The 24,239-nt window shown below is 60.5% G+C and carries 22 protein-coding genes; 10 read left to right on the forward strand and 12 right to left on the reverse strand.

Translation table 11 applies throughout. From position 1 onward, the window contains the following. Nucleotides 1–20: 20 nt before the first annotated feature. From AAIA72_RS07810 to AAIA72_RS07830, 5 genes are all read right to left on the reverse strand, one after another. Nucleotides 21–737 carry a substrate-binding periplasmic protein gene (locus AAIA72_RS07810; protein ID WP_369602840.1) on the reverse strand — a complete coding sequence of 239 codons (717 nt, stop codon included), beginning with the start codon at nucleotides 735–737 and terminating at the stop codon, nucleotides 21–23. A gap of 221 nt (nucleotides 738–958) precedes the next feature. Then, a complete protein-coding gene (locus AAIA72_RS07815; RefSeq protein ID WP_369602841.1) occupies nucleotides 959–2,485 on the reverse strand; it encodes a methyl-accepting chemotaxis protein in 1,527 nt (508 codons plus the stop codon). 117 nt (nucleotides 2,486–2,602) lie between these two features. Further along, nucleotides 2,603–2,914, reverse strand: coding sequence for a hypothetical protein (locus AAIA72_RS07820; RefSeq protein ID WP_369602842.1), 312 nt, complete (start codon nucleotides 2,912–2,914; stop codon nucleotides 2,603–2,605). A 112-nt stretch (nucleotides 2,915–3,026) separates the two neighbouring features. Then, on the reverse strand, nucleotides 3,027–4,211 hold the full coding sequence (locus AAIA72_RS07825; protein ID WP_369602843.1) for an alpha/beta fold hydrolase: 1,185 nt from the start codon (nucleotides 4,209–4,211) through the stop codon (nucleotides 3,027–3,029). Next, entirely contained in the window at nucleotides 4,183–5,214 is a 1,032-nt protein-coding gene (locus AAIA72_RS07830) for an NADP(H)-dependent aldo-keto reductase (protein ID WP_369602844.1), read from the reverse strand. Before AAIA72_RS07830 ends, AAIA72_RS07825 begins: the two co-directional genes overlap by 29 nt. A 183-nt stretch (nucleotides 5,215–5,397) precedes the next feature. Between AAIA72_RS07830 and AAIA72_RS07835 the strand changes: the two genes are divergently transcribed. The 4 genes from AAIA72_RS07835 to minE all read left to right on the forward strand — a co-directional run bounded on the left by AAIA72_RS07835 (nucleotide 5,398) and on the right by minE (nucleotide 9,292). After that, complete coding sequence (locus AAIA72_RS07835; protein ID WP_369602845.1) at nucleotides 5,398–7,440, forward strand: transporter substrate-binding domain-containing protein; 2,043 nt, start codon at nucleotides 5,398–5,400, stop codon at nucleotides 7,438–7,440. A 62-nt stretch (nucleotides 7,441–7,502) separates the two neighbouring features. Continuing rightward, on the forward strand, nucleotides 7,503–8,195 hold the full coding sequence (gene minC, locus AAIA72_RS07840) for a septum site-determining protein MinC (protein WP_369602846.1): 693 nt from the start codon (nucleotides 7,503–7,505) through the stop codon (nucleotides 8,193–8,195). A gap of 36 nt (nucleotides 8,196–8,231) precedes the next feature. Further along, nucleotides 8,232–9,047 (forward strand): septum site-determining protein MinD, encoded by an 816-nt coding sequence (minD, locus tag AAIA72_RS07845; RefSeq protein WP_369602847.1) that lies wholly within the window; start codon nucleotides 8,232–8,234, stop codon nucleotides 9,045–9,047. Next, entirely contained in the window at nucleotides 9,044–9,292 is a 249-nt protein-coding gene (gene minE, locus AAIA72_RS07850; RefSeq protein WP_369602848.1) for a cell division topological specificity factor MinE, read from the forward strand. The genes minD and minE overlap by 4 nt, the downstream gene beginning before the upstream one ends. A 1-nt stretch (nucleotide 9,293) precedes the next feature. On the opposite strand, the gene AAIA72_RS07855 is transcribed toward minE, so the two are convergent. After that, on the reverse strand, nucleotides 9,294–10,295 hold the full coding sequence (locus AAIA72_RS07855; RefSeq protein WP_369602849.1) for a DUF2804 domain-containing protein: 1,002 nt from the start codon (nucleotides 10,293–10,295) through the stop codon (nucleotides 9,294–9,296). 103 nt (nucleotides 10,296–10,398) lie between these two features. Here AAIA72_RS07855 and AAIA72_RS07860 point away from each other — a divergent pair, with 103 nt between their 5' ends. After that, on the forward strand, nucleotides 10,399–11,082 hold the full coding sequence (locus AAIA72_RS07860) for an START domain-containing protein (RefSeq protein WP_369602850.1): 684 nt from the start codon (nucleotides 10,399–10,401) through the stop codon (nucleotides 11,080–11,082). On the opposite strand, the gene AAIA72_RS07865 is transcribed toward AAIA72_RS07860, so the two are convergent. After that, nucleotides 11,046–11,570: an HPP family protein gene (locus tag AAIA72_RS07865; protein WP_369602851.1), complete on the reverse strand. Its 525-nt coding sequence runs from the start codon at nucleotides 11,568–11,570 to the stop codon at nucleotides 11,046–11,048. The two genes, AAIA72_RS07860 and AAIA72_RS07865, sit on opposite strands and share 37 nt — an antisense overlap. Before the next feature lie 337 nt (nucleotides 11,571–11,907). Here AAIA72_RS07865 and AAIA72_RS07870 point away from each other — a divergent pair, with 337 nt between their 5' ends. Beyond that, complete coding sequence (locus AAIA72_RS07870) at nucleotides 11,908–12,363, forward strand: DUF4124 domain-containing protein (RefSeq protein WP_369602852.1); 456 nt, start codon at nucleotides 11,908–11,910, stop codon at nucleotides 12,361–12,363. Between the two features lie 89 nt (nucleotides 12,364–12,452). Here the strand turns inward: AAIA72_RS07870 and clpB are convergent, their stop codons facing one another. The 3 genes from clpB to rluD form a co-directional block, all read right to left on the reverse strand. Then, on the reverse strand, nucleotides 12,453–15,035 hold the full coding sequence (clpB, locus tag AAIA72_RS07875; protein ID WP_369602853.1) for an ATP-dependent chaperone ClpB: 2,583 nt from the start codon (nucleotides 15,033–15,035) through the stop codon (nucleotides 12,453–12,455). A gap of 81 nt (nucleotides 15,036–15,116) precedes the next feature. Then, nucleotides 15,117–15,866, reverse strand: coding sequence for a peptidoglycan editing factor PgeF (gene pgeF, locus AAIA72_RS07880; protein ID WP_369602854.1), 750 nt, complete (start codon nucleotides 15,864–15,866; stop codon nucleotides 15,117–15,119). After that, nucleotides 15,853–16,821, reverse strand: a complete 969-nt coding sequence (rluD, locus tag AAIA72_RS07885; protein WP_369602855.1) for a 23S rRNA pseudouridine(1911/1915/1917) synthase RluD — start codon at nucleotides 16,819–16,821, stop codon at nucleotides 15,853–15,855. Before rluD ends, pgeF begins: the two co-directional genes overlap by 14 nt. A 99-nt stretch (nucleotides 16,822–16,920) precedes the next feature. Between rluD and AAIA72_RS07890 the strand changes: the two genes are divergently transcribed. Beyond that, entirely contained in the window at nucleotides 16,921–17,799 is an 879-nt protein-coding gene (locus AAIA72_RS07890) for an outer membrane protein assembly factor BamD (RefSeq protein WP_369602856.1), read from the forward strand. On the opposite strand, the gene AAIA72_RS07895 is transcribed toward AAIA72_RS07890, so the two are convergent. Continuing rightward, nucleotides 17,763–19,394: an NAD+ synthase gene (locus AAIA72_RS07895; protein WP_369602857.1), complete on the reverse strand. Its 1,632-nt coding sequence runs from the start codon at nucleotides 19,392–19,394 to the stop codon at nucleotides 17,763–17,765. The genes AAIA72_RS07890 and AAIA72_RS07895 overlap by 37 nt on opposite strands. A 97-nt stretch (nucleotides 19,395–19,491) precedes the next feature. On the opposite strand from AAIA72_RS07895, the gene AAIA72_RS07900 reads away from it, so the two are divergent. Both AAIA72_RS07900 and AAIA72_RS07905 read left to right on the forward strand, forming a co-directional pair. Beyond that, nucleotides 19,492–21,090, forward strand: a complete 1,599-nt coding sequence (locus AAIA72_RS07900) for a PAS domain-containing sensor histidine kinase (RefSeq protein WP_369602858.1) — start codon at nucleotides 19,492–19,494, stop codon at nucleotides 21,088–21,090. Nucleotides 21,091–21,097: 7 nt separating this feature from the next. Beyond that, entirely contained in the window at nucleotides 21,098–22,462 is a 1,365-nt protein-coding gene (locus AAIA72_RS07905; protein WP_369602859.1) for a sigma-54-dependent transcriptional regulator, read from the forward strand. 5 nt (nucleotides 22,463–22,467) lie between these two features. Here the strand turns inward: AAIA72_RS07905 and thiO are convergent, their stop codons facing one another. Beyond that, nucleotides 22,468–23,583 carry a glycine oxidase ThiO gene (gene thiO, locus AAIA72_RS07910; protein ID WP_369602860.1) on the reverse strand — a complete coding sequence of 372 codons (1,116 nt, stop codon included), beginning with the start codon at nucleotides 23,581–23,583 and terminating at the stop codon, nucleotides 22,468–22,470. 81 nt (nucleotides 23,584–23,664) lie between these two features. Here thiO and AAIA72_RS07915 point away from each other — a divergent pair, with 81 nt between their 5' ends. Then, nucleotides 23,665–24,213 (forward strand): GspH/FimT family protein, encoded by a 549-nt coding sequence (locus AAIA72_RS07915; protein WP_369602861.1) that lies wholly within the window; start codon nucleotides 23,665–23,667, stop codon nucleotides 24,211–24,213. The last annotated feature ends 26 nt before the right edge of the window (nucleotides 24,214–24,239 follow it).

Consider the following 24,239-nt stretch of genomic DNA (forward strand, 5'->3'; position numbering starts at 1 on the left):
GCACTGCCGGTCAGCGGACATCAGTTGTATTCTCCCGCCTGAGCCGCCTTCACAATAGCGTCATAGGTACCATCCTCACGCAGCGCCTTCAGCCCGCGATTGAACTTTTCCATCAGCGCCTTGTTTTCAGGCTGTTTCTTGTTCAGGATAAGGTGGTAGTCCCGCATCTTGATCGGTTTGGGGTGAACTTCAATCTTGTCAGCCAGCCCCAGCTTGTTGACCAGCTCCATCCCCACCTGACGATCTTCGATAAATGCATCCAGACGGCCTGCCGCCACTTTCTGGAGGTTGGCATCCGCACTGGTAATGCGGCTGATTTTCACGGTACCCGCTTTTTCAGCCTCATCCAGACCATAACTGTATCCGATGACCCCGCCCAGACTCTTTCCGGAGAGCGACTGAGGCGTCCCGTCCCAGTCAAATCCACCTCCCTTCCTGACGAAGAGCACGGTTTCAAGCCTGATCACCGGGTCACTGTAGTCAAAGAACTGTTCCCGCTCTTCAGTACGACTCCAGACCAATGAACCATTGAGCTTTCCGTTTTTGGCCTCCTCGTAACCGCGTTTCCAGGGCAGAAAAACATACTTGACCGTCACGCCCTCACGCTCGAAAGACTGAGTCACAATATCCGAAACAAAGCCATACTTCTTCAGCTTCTCGGAAAGATAAGGCGCCCACTCACCGTTCGCCAGGGTGATTGTTTCTCCCCAGCTCAGAGTCGCAAAGATCAATGACATAAACAGTGTGATTATCCTCAACATTTTCTTGATACCTCTTGCATTGTTGTTGTAAAGGCCTTTCTCAGCATAGACGAAGCGCTCTTGTTTTTCACGACTACCCAGGTACGCGATCGCTTGCTTACCTGTGCAGATCATACCGCACACGGTCAAAGTGATGTGTTCCCGGGCCCGGGTTCGAACAGGCACACTAACATCCATCCTCCTGTATCTTGCCCCGCCTATACTTTGAAACGTTCCATCTGGCGGGCAAGGTCGGCCGCCATTTCTGCAGCTTCCCGGTTGGCCTTGACCGTCTCCTGCGCCTTGTCAACCGACGCATCGGCCACCTGGGAAATCGCCACAATATTCTGATTGATATCTGCAACCACCAGACTCTGCTCATGCGCTGCTTCGGCAATCTGGACATTCATGCGGGTAATTTCATCAACCGCCTCTGCAATACTGCGTATCGCTTCGCCGGCTGAAGCGACCTGATCAACCGAAGTAGATGCCTGATCCTGCACCTTGAGCATGCCCGCCTTGACCTCCTCAGCACACTGCTGCAAACGGGAGATGATGCTTTGAATCTCGTCCGTGGACTCATGGGTACGCTGCGCAAGCGTCCGGACTTCATCCGCCACCACAGCAAACCCGCGGCCCTGTTCTCCCGCCCGCGCAGCTTCAATGGCCGCATTGAGGGCAAGCAAATTGGTCTGCTCGGAAACGCTCTTGATCACATCCAGCACCGTGCCGATATTGGAAGCCTCGACCGCCAGTTTTTCCGTCACTTCTGAGGCATGATTCACCTCGCTGGACAAATCACCAATCACACCGATAACCTCCTGTACAACCGTATTGCCTCGCCGGGCCATATCATCCGCATGACGGGTCAGGTCGGACGCTGAGTTGGCGTTGTTTGCCACATTCTCGATGGCGGAAGACATTTCTGTGCTGGCGGTTGCCACCATCTCAATTTGTTCACGCTGACTTGAAATGTCTCGGGCGATCGCTTCCACCTGATGAGAAGCCCGAGCAAAGCTGTCAACCAGAGTGACCGCCGATTGCTTGACGTTCGCAATGATTGTCTGCAGGTTTTCTATAAAGTGATTCACCTCTCCGGCGAGCTCGGCGAACTCGTCCTTTCGGTCAAACCTGAGGCGACGGGTCAGATCGCCTTCCCCGCTCGCCAGATTGCTGACCGCCTCACGCACTTCTGCCAAAGGTCGCAAGACCTGGGCACGCAGAAGCAAAACCATCAAAACGCCAATCACGAGGTCAAGAACAACGATCTCTGTGACAGTACTGCGCAGCTGGCGGGACAGGGCTTTCCGAACCGGCGTGTCATCTACATAAACCAGAACCTTGCCAACCTCGTTTTCGGTGCCACCATCGTTGTATACGAGCTTTTCCTCAAGTGGTTCCGCCGCGTGCAAATTCTCAGGCTCCTGTTTGGATACGATTCCATCTGCATCCTTATACAGTGCGGCAATGACACCTTCCCCGTTCCGGACCACAATGGCTGATACCAGCGGATCCTGCATTTCTGACTCGATGCTGCGGAACAGGAATTCCGACTCGTAATTCCAGATCGGCGCAGGAAGACTGAGAGATAATCGATTGAGAACATTTTTGGTTGTGGTCTGCAGGCGCATCTGCAGATCGGTCCGTGCATCCTCATAGCTGATATACCCAAAAACGAGCAGAAGCACGGTAACCAATGACGTGAAGAGCAGGGGCAGGCGCACACTGATGCTGGAAAGTTTCATCTTGATTTCCGTTGCACATCTGAAGTTGATATCAGATTAGCTCAGAAAAACAACTTTGCCAGCGCCACGATGTTAGCAAGCGCTTGCGTTCGGACGCTGCCGGGGAGTAGAAAAGGTTCAGAACCGGAAGGTATAACCCAGCGTCGCGCCATCGTCATGGACATCCAGACGCAGCGCCGGATCAGTGGCCACCTCGACAAATGTACCGAAACCGCTGGGGAGCCGGTCACCCTCAATCCCCACCCACTCCCGGACCCACTGGCCGGCGAGGATGCGCAGGGTTTGCTGTACGACGGTACCCCGGGAAAGATCGCCCTCCGAGGCGAAACCCTGCACAACGGCACGGGCATCCGCTTTCTCCGTGGCATGCCCGGTGCCTGCCAGTGTCAGCGCCAGCAAAGCCAGGAGTGTCAGGATAATGCGTGCCATGGGGAACCATCTCTTGATACGGGTGTCTATGGTTTCAGAATACCCGGTTCTGAATGGTATTACCGTGAACGGGCCGTCATGGCACGCATTTCTTTTCGTCAATATTTTGACATCAGTCCGACCGTGAAGCCAGCCACTCGGCTGCAATAGCCCAGGTATGGGCCGGTGCCCGGCTCCCTGCGAACACTCCGGCATGGCCTCCCGGAACCACGCAGAATTCCTTGTCCTCGGAGGACACGATATCCAGAACCCGGTGCGCGGCTTCGGGGCTGACCAGGGTATCGTCCTCACCCGCAAAGGCCAGGATGCTGGCGTGAATACTATTGAAGTTGGCCTCCTTGTCCCCCATGCGCATGCGGCCCTTCGCCATCTGGTTTTCCAGCATCATCTTGGCCACCATTTCCTTGACGGTCGCGCCCGGATAATCAACCATGTCGTCGAACCACAGGCTCATGGTGGTGTGCTCCTTGAGATACTCCCGGTCCCAGAGATTGACCAGCACTTCGAGAGTGTTGACCAGCGTGCCCACCGGATTGGTCAGCTTGAAGGCCAGCGAGTTGAGCCAGCCTGGCACGTGCAGGTAGCGGGATGGCAGGTCCATCAGGGAGAAGTTCAGCACCCTCGAGACCAGCTGGGCCGGCCGATAGACAAACGAAAGCAGCCGGCCCGCCAGCCCGCTCTGGTGCATGTCCACCGGGCTGGCAACAGTCACGATATTCCGGACATGAGGATCCCCGGTCGCTGCCGCATACATGAGTGTCAGCAGCCCGCCCATGCAGTAGGCGAAAATGCTCACATCCTGCTGGCCGCCATGTCTGCGGATCGCCTCCAGCGCCTCCGGCATCCACTTCAGCACATAGGTGCTCAGTGACAGGTCTGTATGGCTTTCCGTCACCTCCCCCCAGTCGATGAGGTAAACATCATATCCTTGCGCCAGAAAGTAGCGAACCAGACTCCGGTGAGGCAGGAGATCAAATATCATGGCCGTGGCCGCCAGCGGCGGTACCAGCACCAGCGGGACCCGGTGCCGCGTCCGGCTGACCGGAATGATGTCATCTCCCACACGGATGCTGTCCTCTTCCAGAGGCAGATAGTGCCGGACCGACATGATGTCGTCACGAAAGATCTCGGTATAGGGGGTCTGGTTGGCCACCACGAAGTTGTCGGCAAACAGGTAGCGCTCCAGGCCGTTGAGAATGGCCAGAACCAGCTTTTCGGTCAGCCCGGCCCGCGCATTGGCAAACCGGCCCGAGAGTGCTTCCGCCGTGTTACGGGCAGGGGAAACGATAGCGTTCATGAATGTCCTCAATCTCCTTCAGCAGGGGTTCGGGCAGTTCCACCTCAAGTGACCCGATATTTTCATCAAGCTGGGCAAGCGAGGTGGCACCGATGATATTGCTGCTCACGAACGGGCGGGTCGTCACGAATTGCAGTGCCATCTGTGCCGGAGACAGGCCATATTTCCGGGCCAGCGCCACATAGGCCGCTGTGGCCTGTTCACCCTGCGGGTTCATGTAACGGCTGAAGCGTTTGAACAGCGTGATCCGGGCACCTTCCGGCCATTGACCACCCAGATACTTGCCGGTCAGCACGCCGAAGGCCAGCGGTGAATAGGCCAGCAATCCGACGCCTTCACGGTGGGCGAACTCTGCCAGACCGACTTCAAAGGTCCGGTTGAGCAGGTTGTAGGGGTTCTGGATGCTGACAATCCTTGGCAGACCCAGCGTCTCCGCATAATGAAGAAAACGGGAAACACCCCAGGGCGTTTCATTGGAGACACCGATGGCTCTCACCTTGCCCGATCGCACAAAATCCGCCAGCACTTCCAGGGTTTCCAGGATGGGTGTGGCGTCTTCCTGCTCGACCGGCTCATAGCCCAGACGACCGAAGAAATTGGCGTTCCGGTCCGGCCAGTGCAGTTGGTACACATCCACATAGTCGGTCTGAAGACGCCTGAGACTGTCATTCAACGCCTGCGTCAGATGCTCAGCCGTGAAACGGGGGCCGCCCCGGATATGCTCAATGCCCGGCCCGGCTGCCTTGGTGGCCAGAATGACCTTGTCACGGTTGCCGCGGGCCCTGAACCATTCACCGATGATGGATTCCGTGCGCCCCTGCGTTTCCGCCATGGGGGGCACCGGATAGAGCTCTGCCGTATCAAAAAAGTTGATCCCCGCATCCAGGGCTCTGTCCATCTGGGCAAAAGCCTCGTCCCGGGTATTCTGCTGCCCCCAGGTCATGGTGCCCAGGCACAGGGCGCTGACACGCATGTCCGTCTTGCCAAGCGGTCTGTATTCCATGCTGTTTCTGCTCTTCGTCCGGTTTTCGTTCGCCGTGTCGTCCTTCCATCATGGGTCAGACACGATACTCCGGACACCAGTTTACCACGCGCCGCACTTGTACCCACCCCCATTTGCTTCTATGCTCAGGGAACCGATAGCGGCCGGTCGCCGCTCAGAAAATGCCCTTTTCGTCAGAGGCCCATGATCACACGCCTGACACATCGCACCTGCATGCTGGTTCTCGTCACCTTGCTGATTGGCTTGCCGGCCGAAGGGGCGCTGCGCGACCGCCCCGACTGGCTGACGGTGGACGAAAAGGCATGGCTTGACCGTCACCCGGTCATCCGGGTCGGACCGGCACCGGCCTTTCCCCCCATCGAGTTTTTCAACGAACGGGGCGAATATTCCGGCATCGCCGCCGACTACCTGCGTGAAATCAGTACCCTGCTGGACGTTCAGTTTGATGTCCGGCGCTTCAGGGATTGGCAGGCGGTGCTTGATGCCACTCGCCACGGCGAGGTGGACATGTGGGCCGAAGCCGCCAACACGGCACCGCGCCGCACGTACATGCGCTTCACCCGCCCCTACATTCGCATGCCTTCGCTCATCATCACGCGCAAGAATCTTCCCTCCCTGACGCCCGAAGCCATGTCCGGCATGACGGTGGTTGCGGTGGCAGGCTATGCCTCCACGGAAGCGTTTCAGCGACGCTATCCCGAAATCAGGGTGCGCACCGTCCCCACGGTGGCGGATGCACTGAATCAGGTGTCCTGGGGACAGGCCGATGCCGCCATTGTGGCCAGCGGACCTGCCGTCTATTTCATGGAGCGCCTGGGCATCACCAATCTGCACGTTGCCGGCCAGTCCGGTTATGACTGGGAGCTGAGCATGGCCGTCCGCAAGGACTGGCCCGAACTGGCCAGCATTCTGGAGAAGGCGCTGGACCACATTCCCGAAACCACCCAAAGTCAGATCATGCAGCGCTGGATTCGTCTGGATACCTCCCACGCCCGGACGGAGCGCTGGATCTGGATGACGCTGATTGCCACCATTTGCACACTCGTCGTGGCCGGCATCTTGGCCTGGAACCGCTCGCTGCGCAACCTGGTCGCGCGCCATGCCGCCGTGCTGGCAGAACAGCGCCACGCCAGGCAGAAGCACCTGAGCCAGGTCAACCAGCTGCAGAGCCAGCTTGAAGCCGTGTTTGACATTTCACCCCAGCCCCTGATGGTTCTGGCACCTGATGGCAGCATTCTCAGAATCAATGAAGCCGGCCTCCGGCTGTTTGAACTGACCCCGGCGGATCTCCAAGACTTTCGCAAGGCCGCCATGCTTTCCTCACCCAAGGAAGACAGGCAGCATCTGGATCAGCGCTGGCGGGAAACCATTGCCGCAGGCGATGGCCGGTTTCGCTGGATCATCCGGGCGCAGCTGAGCATGAAGGACCGGAAAGTCGAAGTCCACGCCCGGCCACTGCCACATCATTCACCGCCTGCGGTATTGGTCGCACTGACCGACCTCACCGGGCAGGATGAACGTCTCAATGAGCGTGCCGAGGAGTTCAGGCACCTCTATGCCGAGGCCAGCCAGGCGGTCAACCGGCTGCAGGAAGCGGTGGACAGCCTGCGCAATGCGCTCACCCAGCCTGACAGCTGGCAGGATTCCACCACACTGCTGGCCGCCCAGCAAAGCGCCCTCCAGACCTTGCAGCGTCTGGTGGAGGACGCCTGCACGGCCGGACTGTTCAGTTGCTTTCCTCCGGATCCGGCCCGGACCATGCTGAACATCCGCGGGCTGCTTGAAGAAGAACTGCCCGAGCTTGAACACGCCGCGCAGCGCTATGGCGTGCAGGTCAGCCTGTTGCCCGTGGATCCGGGGCTGCATGTATTTGCCGATCCCAGACACCTCTATCAGGCAGTACGATACCTTTTCCGGGTCGCGGGACAGCTGGCCAACCCGGACTCCACCATCTCGCTTTCCGTGCAGAACCTGGCGGACCACGTGACGCTGGCGATCACCTATCACGGACGCCCCGTACCTTCAGCACAGTCCGCCCGGGCACTCAATCCTCAGCTGGCAACCCTGCCGGGCCTGAGCGGTTACGAACTGTACCTGGCACGCCACTATATCCAAGCGCAGGGTGGCCGCCTGATCATCGATAGCGCCGGCGAGTTGTCCACGGTCATGTATCTGCGGCTGCCCCGGTGTGAAGACAGTGAAACGGACGAAGGCGGGCAAGCGTAGACCCTCCGCCGGCAATTGCATACAATCCACAGCCAATGACCCAACGGAGACAGGATTCCCCCATGTCGGCTCCCCTGCGAATACGCGCCAGCCGCGCCATGCTGACCACACTGGAAATTCTCGAGACCGATCCGGAAACCATCCGGACATTTCTGCATGACCAGGCGCGCCAGGCCCCCGACCTCTTCCGACACATGCCGGCCGTGCTGGATCTCTCGGCCGTGGAAACAGATCTGGATCCTTCGGCCCTGGCCAGGCTGACTGAAGCCGTCAGCGGCTGTGGTGTACGGCTTGCGGCGGTGCATACCCGCTCGGACGACCTGCGCGCCGCGGCCGATGCCCTGGGACTCGGCGACCTGCATCTGCAGGCTGTACGCGAAACAACCGCCACGCCTCCTGCGGCGCCGGCGCCTGCTGCGGCCGAGCCGGTGGCCAGCAAGGTCATCACCCAACCGGTACGTTCCGGTCAGCAGATCTACGCCCGCGGCACCGATCTGATCGTCCTCGGGCCGGTCAGTGCCGGTGCCGAGCTGTTGGCGGACGGGCACATCCACGTCTACGGGCCGCTGCGCGGGCGCGCCCTGGCGGGTGTCCACGGCCGCAGTGACGCGCGGATTTTTTGCCAGCACCTGGAGGCAGAGCTTGTGTCCATCGCTGGTCAGTATAAAATCAGTGAGGATTTGCAGGCGACGCAATGGAAGCAACCGGCACAGATCCGCCTCGAAGCGGACAGGCTGGTCGTCAGCGCATTATAACACTCACACAACGACGATTACGGGAAGGGAACAACCTTGAGCAAGATCATCACGGTGACATCCGGAAAAGGCGGCGTCGGCAAGACCACCACCAGCGCCTCCATTGCATCCGGCCTGGCCCTGAGGGGCCACAAGACCGTCGTCATTGACTTTGACGTCGGCCTGCGCAATCTGGATCTGATCCTGAACTGCGAAAGACGGGTCGTGTACGACTTTGTCAATGTCATTAATCAGGAAGCCACCCTCAATCAGGCACTGATCAAGGACAAGCACTGCCCTGATCTGTACATTCTGCCGGCCTCCCAGACACGGGACAAGGAAGCCCTGACCAAGGAGGGAGTGGAACGCGTCCTCAACGAGCTCAGCGAACGCTTCGAATACATTGTCTGCGACTCGCCCGCCGGCATCGAACACGGTGCACTGATGGCGCTGTATTATGCCGACGAAGCCATTGTCGTCACCAACCCGGAAGTCAGTTCCGTGCGCGACTCGGATCGCATCCTCGGCATTCTCCAGAGCAAGTCCCGCCGCGCTGAACTGGGGCTGGATCCGGTGAAGGAGCATCTGCTGCTCACACGCTATAACCCGGAACGGGTGGAAAAGGGCGAAATGCTGTCCGTCAGTGACGTGCTGGACATTCTTGCCATTCCGCTGCTGGGTGTGATCCCCGAATCCAAGGCCGTCCTGACGGCTTCCAACCAGGGCGTCCCGGTGATTCATGACCAGGATGCGGACGCCGGGCAGGCTTATCAGGATGCCGTGGCACGCCTGCTGGGCGAAGAGCTCCCTCTGCGCTTTACCGAAGTGCAGAAGAAGGGCTTTCTGAAACGGGTATTCGGAGGTCGTGCATGAGTTTCTGGGATTACTTTCGCAACCGCAAGGAAACGTCGGCCTCCATTGCCAAGGAGCGGTTGCAGATCATCGTGGCGCACGAGCGCAACACCCGCAGCCAGCCGGATTACCTGCCCCAACTGCAGCAGGAACTGCTCCAGGTCATCAGCAAGTACGTGGACATTGATCCCGAGGATGTTCAGGTTCAGCTCGACCACAACGATCACTGCGCCGTACTGGAGCTGAACATCACATTGCCCGAATAGCCTACCAGCGGGCGTAGTGATCTTCGGCAAACCCGCTCAGGGGACCGAATTCCAGTGTCCGGCCATCGTCCAGCACGAGACGGCCGGACCAGAATCCCCCCATCTGGGTGAAGTTCGACGCCAGCATCAGGGCGTCCACACGTTCATGCCTTGCACCCCGGGGTTCAAAGGTCAGCTCGACCCGCCCGTCTTCCGATCGCACCTGCCACGGACGCATCAGGTCATCCCGGTCAAAATAAAACAGTACGGGCGGCAGACGCTGAATCTGCCCGTCCACCCAGCAGGCATTCTCGGTGGTACCACTCTCGTTCATGCCGGTTGCCAGATTGAGCCCGAAGGCTTGCCCTGATTCCAGTACGCCGTTGATGCTGGCCCATTGCCAGACCGTCTCCCGGCGCATGAAGCCACCACTCCAATCCAGACCGGCCCGCCAGGCGCGCGGATCCAGATCCAGGGACTGTCCATCCACCGACAAGTGACCCGAAACAGGCAGCCCGTTGCGTTTCTGGGTATAGGTCCAGCCATCATAGCCGGCTGGCGCACACACCCTCAGCGGCACCCCTTCCAGACCAATGGACACCTCGCCCCGGATACGGGGCGTCCGCACCTGAAGCATCAGTTCGTTGTCCCTGAGCGTTATCCTGATCTCACGGCCTGGAGCGCAGCCCACCGACTGCCCGGTATCCGGGGTTCGGGGCAAGTCAATGCCGGCGGCGCCCGGCGCAAGCCAGTTGTGTTCCGTCTTGTTTCCACCGGTCAACGGCAACGCATAGACAAAGGCATTGCCCACCCAGAACAGGTCAACCAGCGCCGCCCCCAGTACCCAGTCCGGCCCGGTGATGCCCACAAACTGAAACTGGTTGAAGGCCTGACGCCTGAACAGCCGGCTCCTGCGGTGCCCCATGGGCGAACGCAGGCTGGCATCCATGAAGTTGACACAGGAAACGGGCTCATCCAGCCAGCCCAGGCGGGGCCGGCCGTTTTCCACGAGAGGTCTGCTCACAACAGGTTCCTTCAGAAACGGTACTTTTCGACAGTTTTGTCCCGGCGGGTTTTGATAACATCCTGCCTCACCCTTAATGGACCGTCAACCAACAGGTACGTTTGTGCAATTATTTTTCCGAATTTCGTTTCTGATACTGTTCTGGGCCAACAGTGCGCTGGCCGCCGATATTCCGCTTGAGGCGGAGGACTGGACGCTGGCCACCGAACAGGATGGCATCATCCTCTATACCCGTCCCCAGCCGGACTCTTCCTACAAGGCCTTCAAGGCTGTCACCGTTCTGGACGCGCCTCTGAATGATGTGCTGGCGGTGATGGCGGATCCGCAATCCTGCCTGGCCTGGGTCAAGGGCTGCATTCATGTCGAAGGCTTTGACGAGCGCAGCTTCAACGACCGCTATGCCTATTCGGTCAATGACATGCCCTGGCCGGTGAAGGACCGGGACTACGTGATCCACATTGTCACCACGGCCCGGGAGATCCCCGGCACAGTGGTCATGCACATGACTGCCGCACCGGAGAAACGGCCGGTTTCAGCCGACCTTGTGCGTGTCACCGTGACCCAGACCCATTACTACTTCACCCCCACGGAAGACGGTCGCACCCGCATGGTCTGGCTTCAGCATGCCGAACCGGGCGGTGTGTTGCCCGCCTGGCTGGTCAATGCGTTGATTGTGGACATCCCGGTCGAGTCCATCAGGGCCTTGCAGAAGGTCGTGAAACAGCCCCGCTACCAGGGCTATCATCTGATTTACAGGGATGGCGAACTGGTGGGGGTGTCCCGCTGAGACGTACCGGCATCCAGCTCGCCACTCACCACCTTCAGCATGTCGAAGGTGGTGATGATCCCGGTGAGCTTGCCATCCCGGCGAACAAATACCCGGTGCAGATGCTCCTCCATCATCAGGCGCGCCACCTGCCGGACGCTGTCGTTTTCATCCACGGAAAAGAGAATCGGACACATGATATCGGAGACCTCAACCGGTACCCGCTGCATTTCCTCAAAGATGAACTGTTTCAGACGCCGCGCTTCCTGACGCTCTTCTTCAGTCATGTCCGTCTCGGGTGAACGCTCCACCGTATTCCAGTGGAAATCTGCGATATCGGTGAGCGTCGCAATCCCGATCACCTCACCCGAATCATCCACAACCGGACTGCCGCTGATGCCATTTTCACTGAGAAACGCAGCAAAACGCTGCAGTGTCCAGTGCTGGGGCACGCTCTTGATGTGGGGCGTCATGATATCGCGCGCCTTGAGCCTGTCTGCCAGTTCCATACTTCATCTCCTGAACCTTCGCCCCATAGTGTGATGGGTTTGTATCCGTTTTTGAAGTCCCCGAACGGGCTAAATCCTGTTTGATGCTGCAACCTGACCCTCTGCTTTCCTGCCCCATTGCACGGAGCGCCCGGATATCCGCGCGTATCCGGCTTCGCCGTCAACACATGAAGGAATCATTCGGGCTTCGGTCACGTTCCGGGTGAGCGCCCCCTGCTGATGGCGGATTCAGGGCAATGCGTACTGGTTCACAGACAGGAAAAGGCAACCGAGGCGACAAACTGCCCGCTTCACGCTATGATTCCGACATGACTCCCTTGCACATGGACTGAAGAGCATGAACAGATACACCCTCTGCGCATCCGCGCTCATTCTGGCCCTGGCCACCACAACCGCCCAGGCCGGAAAAGTCTACAAGTGGACGGATGAACAGGGCGTGGTGCACTACACGGATCAGCCTCCGGCCAGCGCCACGTCGGTCAAGGAAATGGACATTGCCGAACCCCGCTACACGCCGTTACCGAAGTCGTCCCCAGAGACCGGGAACAGGGACGCCGATACTCAGAAGGAAATAGATAAAGTCCGTGCCCAGCAGCAGGCAGAAAATGCGCAGGTGGAAAAACTGCGCAAGGAGCGCTGCGAGGCGGCACGCAAGAATCTGGACATTCTCAATACCACCACGCGCGTCCGTATTGAGGACAATGGCAAGAGCCGCTTCCTGACGCCGGAAGAAATCGTCGAACGCAAGCAACGTTATCAGGATATTGTCAACGCGGAGTGTCAGGACAACTGACAATGGACAGCGATCCGGAAATCGTTTCCGGCAGCCTGTTGCGGACATAAAAAAAGGGCGGCTCAAGGCCGCCCTGAGAGTGCAGCGTTTCAGGCTTTCTTGCGGAAGGCCAACTGGCCATTTTCCACATACCCCTCGATGGTATCGCCCGGGACAAATTCCCCTGCGAGCAAGCGCTGGGCCAGCGGGTTTTCCACCCTTTGCTGAATGGCCCGCTTGAGCGGACGGGCACCATACACCGGGTCGAACCCGGCTTCGGCCAGCAACGCCATGGCGTCTTCGCTCATTTCCAGCTTCATGTCCTGCTCGGCCAGGCGAGCATTCAGACGTTCCAGCTGGATGGTGGCGATGCCACGGATCTGCTCCGAAGTCAGCGGGTGGAAGACCACAATCTCGTCCACGCGGTTGATGAATTCCGGACGGAAATGTTGTCCCACCACCTCCAGAACTGCCGCCTTGATCTTGTCGTAATCCTCGTCCTTGCCGCCCATGGACTGAATCAGATCGGAGCCCAGGTTGGACGTCATGACCACCACCGTATTGCGGAAGTCCACGGTCCGGCCCTGTCCATCCGTCAGGCGGCCATCTTCCAGCACCTGCAGCAGGATGTTGAACACATCCGGGTGCGCCTTTTCCACCTCATCCAGCAGCAGGACGGAGTACGGCCGGCGCCGGACGGCTTCGGTCAGGTAGCCACCTTCCTCATAGCCCACATATCCGGGCGGTGCACCGATCAGCCGGGCCACGGAGTGCTTCTCCATGAACTCGGACATGTCGATGCGCACCATGGCCTCTTCCGTATCGAACATGAACTCGGCCAGTGCCTTGCACAGTTCGGTCTTGCCCACACCCGTCGGGCCAAGGAACATGAACGAACCATTCGGACGGTTGGGATCGGACAGTCCGGCCCGTGACCGGCGGATCGCATCGCTGACCGCCCGGATGGCCTCGTCCTGACCAATGACCCGCTTGTGCAGGAACTCTTCCATGCGCAACAGTTTCTCGCGCTCGCCTTCGAGCATCTTGGAGACCGGAATACCGGTCCACTTGGACACCACCTCGGCAATTTCTTCCTCGGTGACGCGGTTGCGCAGGAGCTTCATCTCCATCATTTCAGCCTGGCTGGCCATGTCGAGCTGCTTCTCCAGCTCCGGAATCCGGCCATACTGCAACTCGGACATCCGGGCCAGGTCGCCGGCACGCCGCGCATGCTCCAGCTCGATCCGGGCCTGTTCCAGCTGCTCCTTGATGCTCTGCGTCCCGTGGAGCGCCGCCTTCTCGGCAGTCCAGACCTCCTCGAGATCGGCATATTCTTTCTCGAGCTCGGCTATCTGCTTTTCAAGCTCGTCCAGGCGCTTGCGGGAGGCTTCGTCACTTTCCTTCTTGAGCGCCTCACGCTGCATCTTGAGCTGGATCAGACGCCGCTCCAGACGATCCAGCGGCTCGGGCTTGGAGTCAATCTCCATGCGGATCTGAGCCGCAGCCTCGTCGATCAGGTCAATGGCCTTGTCCGGCAGCTTGCGGTCCGTGATGTAACGGTGAGACAGCTTGGCCGCCGCGATGATGGCGCTGTCGGTGATTTCCACCCCGTGGTGCACCTCATAACGCTCCTTCAGACCGCGCAGAATGGCGATGGTGTCTTCCACGCTCGGCTCATCCACCAGCACCTTCTGGAAGCGCCGTTCGAGCGCGGCATCCTTTTCAATGTACTCGCGGTACTCGTCCAGCGTCGTGGCACCGATACAGTGCAGCTCGCCGCGCGCCAGCGCCGGCTTGAGCATGTTGCCGGCATCCATGGAGCCTTCGGCCTTGCCGGCACCGACCATGGTATGAATCTCGTCAATGAACAGGATGATCTGACCTTCCTGTTTCGTCAGCTCATTGAGCAACGCCTTCAGACGCTCCTCGAAATCACCGCGGAACTTGGCGCCGGCCAGCAGGGAGCCCATGTCCAGAGACAGGACACGCTTGCCCTTCAGCCCCTCGGGCACCTCGCCATTGACAATACGCTGTGCCAGACCTTCCACGATGGCGGTCTTGCCCACACCCGGATCGCCGATCAGTACCGGGTTGTTCTTGCGACGGCGCTGCAGAACCTGAATGGTGCGCCGGATCTCATCATCCCGGCCGATCACCGGGTCCAGCTTGCCTTCCTGCGCACGTGCCGTCAGGTCTATGGTGTATTTTTCCAGTGCCCCGCGATTTTCTTCTGCACCCTGATCCTGCACGGTTTCGCCTCCTCTGAGTTGTTCGATGGCCTGCTCCAGACGCTCACGCGTCACGCCGCAGGACTTGAAAATGTCGCCAAGCGGCCCCTTGTCTTCAATACCCGCAAGCAGCACGATCTCGCTGGAGATGTACTGATCGTTGCGCTTCTGGGACAACTTGTCGGCCAGGTTCAGCATGCGTGCCAGGTTGTTGGACAGATGCACTTCAGCATCAGCCCCCTGAACCTGAGGCAGTGCTTCCACTGCCTGGTTGACCTTGGCAGCAAACTGGTTAGCGTCCCCACCCGCCTCGCGGATGAGATTGAGCACGGCGCTGCCCGGCTGGTCAATCAGTGCCTTGACCAGGTGCACCGGCTCGATGAACTGATGATCCTTGCCCAGTGCAAGGGACTGGGCTTCTGAAAGGGCCGTCTGCAGACGGCTGGTGAATTTGTCGAATCGCATACCCGCTCCTGAAGTGTTTTTCCTCAATCTGACACTTTATCTGAGGGCAAATGAGGTAACTTCAAGACAAACGGGCAGAATTTATGGCTGATTTCGCCAAATCAGTGTCGCCATTCGCCCGCATGGTGCCTGACGACGATGAGAGAAGAATCGGGAATCAGACCAGGTACACCAACCCCCGCCGCTGATCTGCGACACCCCCGCATGCTGCAACCGCAGACGTGCCAGCTTATACAGGTCGGCAAGCCAGCGCCCGGCCGGTGAGGGACTGAACGCTGTCTCCGCTTCCGGCTGTGCACGGAGAAAGGCATCGCGCACTTCCTCGCCCACCTCGAAGGCCTCCGGGCCAATCGCCGGCCCCAGCCAGGCCAGAACCGATGACCGGACCGCACCTTTCCCGGCCAGCGCATCCAGTGTGGCCTCCAGTACACCCGACACCAGTCCGCGCCAGCCCGCATGGGCTGCGGCCACATGCCGGCCATCCGCCGTACAGAACAGCACCGGCAGACAATCGGCCGTCATCACGACGGCCACCCGCCCGGGCTGTCCCGTCACCGCAGCGTCCGCATCCGGAATCACACCCGGCGGAAGCCTGTCGAGATCCGCCACAGCGGTGCCGTGCACCTGATTGAGCCAGCCGAAAGCAGAAGGCGATAGCCCCGCCCAAGCGGCCAGTCGGCGACGGTTCTCGGCCACCGCGTCCGGGTCATCCCCCACGTGGGTCCCCAGATTCAGGCTCGCCCAGGGGCCCTGACTGACACCTCCGGCTACCGTGGTGGTCAGGGCTCGCACGCCGGCAGGCGCGGGCCAGTCTGCTTCAATGATCTGCATGTTGCGCTGCCGTCCAGGTCCGAAGTGCCTCGCAGAGCTGTTCCAGATCTTCCGGAACCGGCGCCTGAAATTCCAGCGGCTCCCCGGTTTCGGGGTGGTCCAGATGCAGCCAGTGGGCATGCAGCGCCTGACGACGAAACTGACCCAGCATGTCAAGCAGTTCCGGCGTTGCGCCTTTGGGCAACCGGGGCCGGCCAGCGTAAAGGCTGTCGCCCACCAGCGGGTAGCCGATGTGGCTCAGGTGGACGCGAATCTGATGGGTACGACCACTTTCCAGCTGACAGTCCACCCGGGTAAACCCCGCATAGCGCTCGGCAATCCGGTAATGGGTCACCGCCGGCTTGCCATCCGGCACCACCGCCATGCGTGTCCGCTGCTGCGGATGACGGCCGATGGGCGCATCCACCTGCCCGCCGCCGGTCATTTCACCATGGACAACCGCCACATACTCCCGTCCCATGGTCCGATCCTGCAGTTGCGCCACCAGGGACGCGTGGGCAATCAGACTCTTGGCCACCACCATGACCCCGGACGTATCCTTGTCGAGGCGATGAACAATACCGGCCCGGGGCAGTCGTGATGCGCCCGGGTGATGCGCCAGCACCGCGTTTACCAGGGTGCCGCGCATGTGACCCGGCGCGGGATGAACCACCAGCCCTGCCGGCTTGTTGATGACCAGGATGTGCTCATCTTCATGCAACACCTCCAGCGCCATGGGTTCCGGTGCCCAGTCACCCTGTTCGGGGAGGGTGACATCCAACTTCAGCCGGTCACCTTCCACCACCTTGTCCCGGGGCCGCGGCACCCGGCCATTGAGCGTAATGTCCCCGGCGCGGATCCAGCTCTGGATCTGCGAACGGGAGTAGCCCTCCAGCAGCTCGGTCAGCACGCGGTCCAGCCGCTGCTCGCCCAGCTCCGCCGGAACAATGAATTCAGTTACCAAAGTTTCAGTCATGCGTATGCCAGATCAGATGATTTGTACCGTGATTCTGTGGAATAATACCCAGCCCCGGATTTGCGTCCAGCATACACCAAAGCGGAAAAAAAAGCGTTTATGTCCAGACACCCCTTACTCCTGTTATGGCTCACCGGACTTCTGGTTCTGGGTGGCTGTGCCAGCCAGGAAGAAAAGATCCTTTCGGATCGTGAATATTACGAAAAGGCCAAGACGGCCATGGATACCCGGAACTTTCTGGAAGCTGCCAGGTATCTGGAGGCTCTGGAAACCTACCATCCCTTCGGCCGCTATGCGGAACAGGCTCAACTGGATCTGATTTACGCCAAGTACAATTCCCTGGATCTGCCCGGTGCGTCGCTGGCCGCGGATCGTTTCATCCGCCTGCACCCGGACAGCCCGCACGTGGATTACGCCTATTACGTGAAGGGCCTGGCCGCCTATTACGAGAATGTCTCGCTCGGTCAGCGCATCTTCCCGGTTGACGTGTCCAGGCGGGATCCCGGCAGTGCAAGGGAAGCCTTTACCCTCTTCTCGGAACTGGTGACCCGCTTTCCGAAAAGCGCCTATGCACCCGATGCCCGTCAGCGCATGCAATACATCAAGAACCGGATGGCAGCGTACGAGCTTGCTGCCGCTCGCTACTATATCCGCCGCGAAGCCTTCCTGGCCGCAGCGGAGCGTGGGAAGTATGTCGTGGAGCACTTCCCGGGCACACCTGCGGTACCGGATGCACTGGCCATCATGGTGGAGTGTTACAGAAAGCTCGGCATGGAGGAGCAGGCAACGGATGCACTGGCCGTGCTTGCGGGCAACTTCCCCAACCACCGGTCGCTGAATGCCGACCTCAGCTTCCGCGGCGGAGAGATCAAGCCCCCCGACGCAGCCTGCTCTCCATCATCAGCACCTCGCCCTGGTCGGAGTGACCGGGCGAGCCCCCGTCAGTCCCCCAGCGCCCAGCCTGAGGTGATCGGATAGCGGCGGTCGCGCCCGAAGCCCCTGGCCGTGATCCGCACGCCAATGGGTGCCTGACGACGCTTGTACTCGTTGATATCCACCAGGCGCAGCACGCGGTGCACCGTTTCCGGACTGAAGCCGGCGGCGATGATATCCTCGGCGCTGTCATCATGCTCGATGTAGCGCTCCAGTATGGCATCCAGTTCGCCATAATCGGGCAGGCTGTCCTGATCCTTCTGATCCGGCCGCAGCTCTGCTGACGGCGGCCGCACAATCACCCGCTCCGGAATCACCTCCCCGTCCGAATTGCGGAAGCGGGCGAGCCGGTAGACCCGGGTCTTGTAGACATCCTTGAGCACATCGAAACCGCCGGCCATGTCGCCGTAGAGGGTCGAGTAACCCACAGCCATCTCGCTCTTGTTGCCCGTCGTGAGCACCAGCGCTCCGGTCTTGTTGGACAGGGCCATCAGCAGCACCCCCCGGATACGCGCCTGGATATTTTCTTCTGTGGTATCCGGTGCGGCGCCGTCAAACACCGGCGTCAGTGCATCCATGAATGCGTCATACATGGGCTCAATGGGGATGACGTCATAACGCACACCCAGCGTGCGTGCCTCCTTCTCCGCATCCTCCAGACTCATCTGCGAGGTATAGCGGAAGGGCATCATCACCGCCCGGACACGATGTGCGCCCAGCGCATCCACGGCAACGGCCAGTGTCAGCGCGCTGTCAATGCCGCCTGACAGGCCCAGCACCACCGACGGGAAACGGTTCTTGTTGACGTAATCCCGCACGCCGGTCACCAGCGCCTGATAAATGGATTCATCCTCGTCCATCTGCTGATGGATGTCGCCCCTGAAGCGCAGCATGCCCTGTTCATCGGTCTGCACATGCAAAAGCACCAGCTCTTCATGAAACTGCGACGCCATGGCACCCAGCCGGCCATCCGCATCCACGGCAAAGGATCCCCCGTCGAAAACCAGCTCGTCCTGCCCCCCCACCATGTTGACGTACACCACTGGCACCCGATTTTCTTCAACCCGCTGCCGGACCACGTTCAGGCGTTCCTGTTGCTTGCCCACATGGAAAGGTGAGGCATTGATGTTGATGACCACATCGGCGCCGGCGAGCGCGGCAGAACGCACGGGCTCCTGTGCCCAGATATCCTCGCAGACCGTGAGCCCCAGCTTCAGACCCTTCCAGTCCACGACCACGGTTTCGTGGCCGGGGGCGAAATAACGCTTCTCGTCAAAAACCTGATAGTTGGGCAGCTGTTTCTTGCGATAACGGGCCTGAATGCGTCCACCGCTGATCAGTGCGCTGACGTTATGGACCACGCCGTCTTCCACTTCCGGATAGCCCAGAATCACGTCAATCTCCGGCAGGGTTGCCATCAGCTGGCTGAGTGCGCGATCCACCCGCTTTTTCAGGCTCGGCCGCAATAACAGGTCTTCCGGCGGATAACCGGTGAGCGCCAGCTCGGGAAAGATGATCAGCTCGGCACCCAACTGGTGACAGGCACGATCCGCTGCCTGCAGAATACGCTCCGCATTGCCGGGAATGTCTCCCACCAGAAAATCCAGCTGGGCCAGCACCCAGCGCCGTGATTGTGTCATAGCAGCCTCGTTACGCAGCATTTGAGCTCCAGGATGAAGGCAGGCATTATACTGGTTTTATCCGATGAACGTGACCCTGCCGAGGCGCACGCACAACATGACTGTCACAACAGCCCCCAACACGGGAGCGGACACGGACAACCGGCTGATCCGGATCTACAACCATTACCGCATCGTGGTGGGACTGATCCTGCTCGCCAGCCTGTTCCTGGCCCAGACACCCGCCAGTGGCGTCCAGGCCAGTTATTCCGTCTATCGCTACCTGGTGGTGGCCTATTTCTGCGTCCATCTGTTTACCGGGCTGATCATGCTGGCGGGCCAGACCCTGGCACGACGGCACGTCATCCTCTCGCTGGCCATCGAAATGCTGCTCATCAGCAGCATGCTGTTTTACGGTGGGGGCCTGGGCAGTGCCCTGACCAACCTGATGCTGATCGCCGTGGCGGCTGGCACCATCCTGCTCCGGGGACATCTGTGGGCCTTCTGGGCCGCTGCAGCCTCCCTGGCCTTCATGGCCATCCAGCTGGCCCAGATCATCCGGGACGATGCCTCGCTGGACAGCCTGTTCCGGGCCGGCCTGCTCGGCATCGCCGCCTTTGCCGTGGCTTTTCTCATGCGCACCCTGGCGCTGCGCATCCAGACGAGCGAGGATCTCGCCCGCCAGCGCGCCCGGCACATTCTGGATCTCCAGAAGCTCAACGAGCAGATCATTCAGCGCATGCGCACCGGCATCATCGTCGCCAATCCGGACGGTTCCGTCCGCCTCGCCAACACGGCCGCCAAGAATCTTCTCGGCGAAGACGAGCGTGCGCCCCTGCTCCGTATCCCGGATGCCCTGACCGAACGCCTCAATCAGTGGCGCACCAACCCTTTCCGTCGCACGTCCCCCTTTCGCGGCTCGCCCCTGCATGCCCCCATCCAGGCCAACTTCGCCGAACTGCAGCACAGCAATGACGATGAAATCCTCATTTTCCTGGAAGATACCGGCAAGGTGGCGCAGCAGGCTCAGCAGCTCAAGCTGGCGTCTCTGGGCCGGCTGACCGCCGGCATTGCCCACGAAATCCGCAACCCGCTCGGGGCCATCAGCCATGCGGCCCAGCTGATGAGCGAATCGGACACCCTTTCCGAGGCGGACCAGCGCATGCTGGATATCATTCATCGTCACTGCCAGCGCATGAACGGCCTCATCGAAAACGTGCTGAAGCTGTCGCGGCGCGGCGCGGCGGTTCCGGAAGAAATCCGGCTGGAAGAGTGGCTGGCGCGTTTCCGCGATGATTTCACTGCTCACGGGGCCATCGAGGCGGATATCCGCATTCACATTCACTGTGACAACCCGGTGGTCTATTTCGACTCGGGACAGTTGCATCAGGTGCTCACCAACCTGGTCAGCAACGGCCTGCGCTACAGCCGTGCGGCATCCGGGCAGCCGCTGGTGTATGTGGAGGCAGGCTCGCTCTCGCCTTCCGGGCAGGTTTACATTGACGTGATTGATATTGGCCCCGGAATCGGCGAAGATCAGGCCCAACATGTATTTGAACCCTTTTTTACCACGGACAAGCAAGGCACGGGACTTGGGCTCTACATTTCAAGGGAGCTGTGTGAAGCCAATCAGGCCCAGCTGGATTTCCTGCCACGCGAAAAGGGTGCGTGCTTTCGGATCACCTTTGCCCATACCCAGCGCATGATTATTCAGTGAGATCCTCATGGCCCAGAACATCCTGATTGTTGACGACGAACCGGATATCCGCGACCTGCTCGAAATCACCCTGATCCGCATGGGGCATCAGACGCAAACCGCAGAAAACCTCCGGGCTGCACGGGACGCTCTGGATACGCACACCTTTGACCTGTGCCTGACCGACATGAATCTGCCCGACGGCAACGGCATCGATCTGGTGCGCCACATCCAGAAACACCATCCCAACACGCCGGTTGCCGTGATCACCGCCTATGGCAGTGTGGACGCGGCGATTGCCGCACTCAAGGCCGGCGCCTTCGACTTCGTGTCCAAGCCGGTCGAGCTGTCGCGCCTGCGCGAACTGGTCACCACCGCGCTCAAGCTGAGTGCAGGCAAGACGGATAACCGGGACCTCAAGCGCGAGCTGCTGGGCACCTCGCCGGCCATGTCCACCCTGCGCCGCCAGATCCGCAAGCTGGCACGGAGTCAGGCCCCCATCTACATCAGCGGGGAATCGGGCAGTGGCAAGGAGCTGGTTGCCCGCATGATTCACAGTCAGGGCCCGCGTGCGGACGGGCCGTTCATCCCTGTCAACTGCGGTGCCATTCCTTCCGAACTGATGGAAAGCGAATTCTTCGGCCACCGCAAGGGCGCCTTCACCGGGGCCACGGACAACAAGACCGGCCTCTTTCAGGCTGCCAATGGCGGTACCCTGTTTCTGGATGAAGTGGCCGATCTGCCGCTGCCCATGCAGGTCAAGCTCCTGCGCGCCATTCAGGAAAAGGCCGTCCGCCCGGTGGGTGATGAGCAGGAATATCCCGTGGATGTGCGGATTCTCGCCGCCACTCACAAGAATCTGCAGAACGAAGTGGCCGAGGGACGTTTCCGCCAGGATCTGTTCTACCGCATCAACGTGATTGAGCTGAAGGTACCGCCGCTGCGCGAACGCAAGGAAGACATCCCCCTGCTGGCACGCCACATTCTGGACAAACTGTCCGCCGAGTGCGACCTGCCGCCCATGGGCATTTCCCAAGCTGCCCTGGACAAACTGCTCGCCTACAGCTTCCCGGGCAACGTGCGCGAACTGGAGAACATCCTCGAACGCGCCTTCACGCTCTGCGAAGGCGAAGAAATCGGCCCGGACGACCTGGCGCTGGAACCTGCTCCTGCCGGCACGGCAACGGACGACTCCGGACACAGCCAGGTACTCGGTGCCACACCGGAAATTCCCGTCAACCTCAATCTCGAGGATTTTCTGGAATCCATCGAGAAACAGGCCATCGAGAAAGCGCTGGAAGAGACGCGCTGGAACAAGACCGCCGCAGCCAAAAAGCTGGGAATCAGCTTTCGAGCCCTGCGCTACCGCCTCAAGAAGCTGGGCATGGAGTGAGGCCCTCAGGCCTCTTCCAATTCCGCCGGGGCAAGACGTCCCTCCAGCCGGTACGGTGACGGATCCACCGGCGCTTCCGCCCCCAGCAGCAGAGAAGCCATCAGGGCCACGCTGGCCGGTGCGGTCACCAGCCCGTTGCGGTACTGTCCGGCATTGACATACAGCCCGTCCACGCCGGGCACCGGGCCGATAAACGGGATGCCGTCCGGTGATCCGGGGCGCAGACCCGCCCATCGCGCCACCACCGGGCAACCTGCCAGTGCCGGGATCATGCGCAGCGCCGCCGCGGTCAACTGATCCAGTGCGTCGTCGGTGGTCGACTTGTCAAAACCCGCATGTTCCAGCGTGCTCCCTGCCACCACCAGTCCATCCCGGCGCGGAATCACATACTTGCCGTCAGCCAGCACAATCGTGCGGACCTGTCCCGGTTCAGCCTGGAAGGCAACCATCTGCCCCTTGACCGGCACCACGGGCAGGGTCACACCCAGGGGCGCCAGCAGACCGGACGTCCAGGCCCCGGCACAGAGCACCACCCGGTCAGCCTCGATCAGGGTCCCGTCTTCAGTCCAGACACCCTGAACCCGGTCCCCGGATCTTTCCAGCCTCGCCACACCATTCATGTCAAGCACGGTAACGGTTTGCAGATGATCGAGGCTGGCACGCAGCGCACGACACAGCCTGGGATTGCGGACGCTGGCCACCTGAGGCATCCAGAGCGCCTCCGTGAAGGTATCTGCCAACGCCGGTTCGATCTGCTTCAGTCCGGACGCCGGAACCTCATCCATCCGGTAGGATTCGGCCCGGGCCCAGCTCAGGGCAGCCTCCCGGTCGTGAACGGAGACCATGAGCAGGCCATGGTGAGAAATCTCCGCATCAATCCCGGTCTCGGCTTCCAGTGTCTGGACCAGATTGGGATAGAAATACTGAGACCAGCGTGACAGGGCCGTCACCGCCGGCCGGTAGCGCCAGGGATAGAGCGGCGACACGATACCGCCGCCCGCCCAGCTGGCCTCGCGTCCGCAAGCCCGGCGCTCCGTCAGGATGACCTGAACCCCCTGCATTCCCAGCTCCCGGGCCAGCATCATGCCCATGACGCCGCCGCCCACGATCACCACTCGCATGCCCACCTCACTTGTCAAACCGGTTCCTTGCCGGGCACAATACTGCCACGTTCAGGACGAACAGATCAAACAGGAGAGACCATGGAACGGGGACTGACCCTTGTGGAACTGCTGGTCACGCTGGTCATACTGGCCGTGACCCTGGCATGGGGCCTGCCGGACTGGCGGCACTTCATCGCCGGCAATCAGGCCAGCGCCATTCAGACCGAGCTGTATCAACTGCTCAATGATGCCCGCCACACGGCGGTCACGCACAACACCTTCACCACCCTCTGCCCGTCCGCTGACGGCCTGCGCTGCGGTTCGGACTGGCGCAAGGACTGGCTGCTGTTCACCGATGCCAACCTCAACCGGGAAGTGGACGGGAGCGACCGGATCATCCGCCGCTGGTCACCACCGGACGACCTGACCGACCTCGTGGTACGCCCGGCCGGGCGTACTTATTTCTCATGGACGCCACAGGGACTGACACATGGCAATCCGGGCTCCTTCACCTGGTGCACCCGCCATCAGCGGCGCAGTGTGAGACAGCTGTCCTTCACGCTGCAGGCCCGGGTCCGGGCCAGCCTGGATGTGGATGGCGATGGCTTCCATGAGGTCCCATCAGTTCCACCGGGATGCATTCAGTGATGCCATGACGGGTTTTCGGGCGGCTG

Source organism: Thermohahella caldifontis, from assembly GCF_041153465.1.
GTDB lineage: Bacteria > Pseudomonadota > Gammaproteobacteria > Pseudomonadales > Oleiphilaceae > Thermohahella > Thermohahella caldifontis.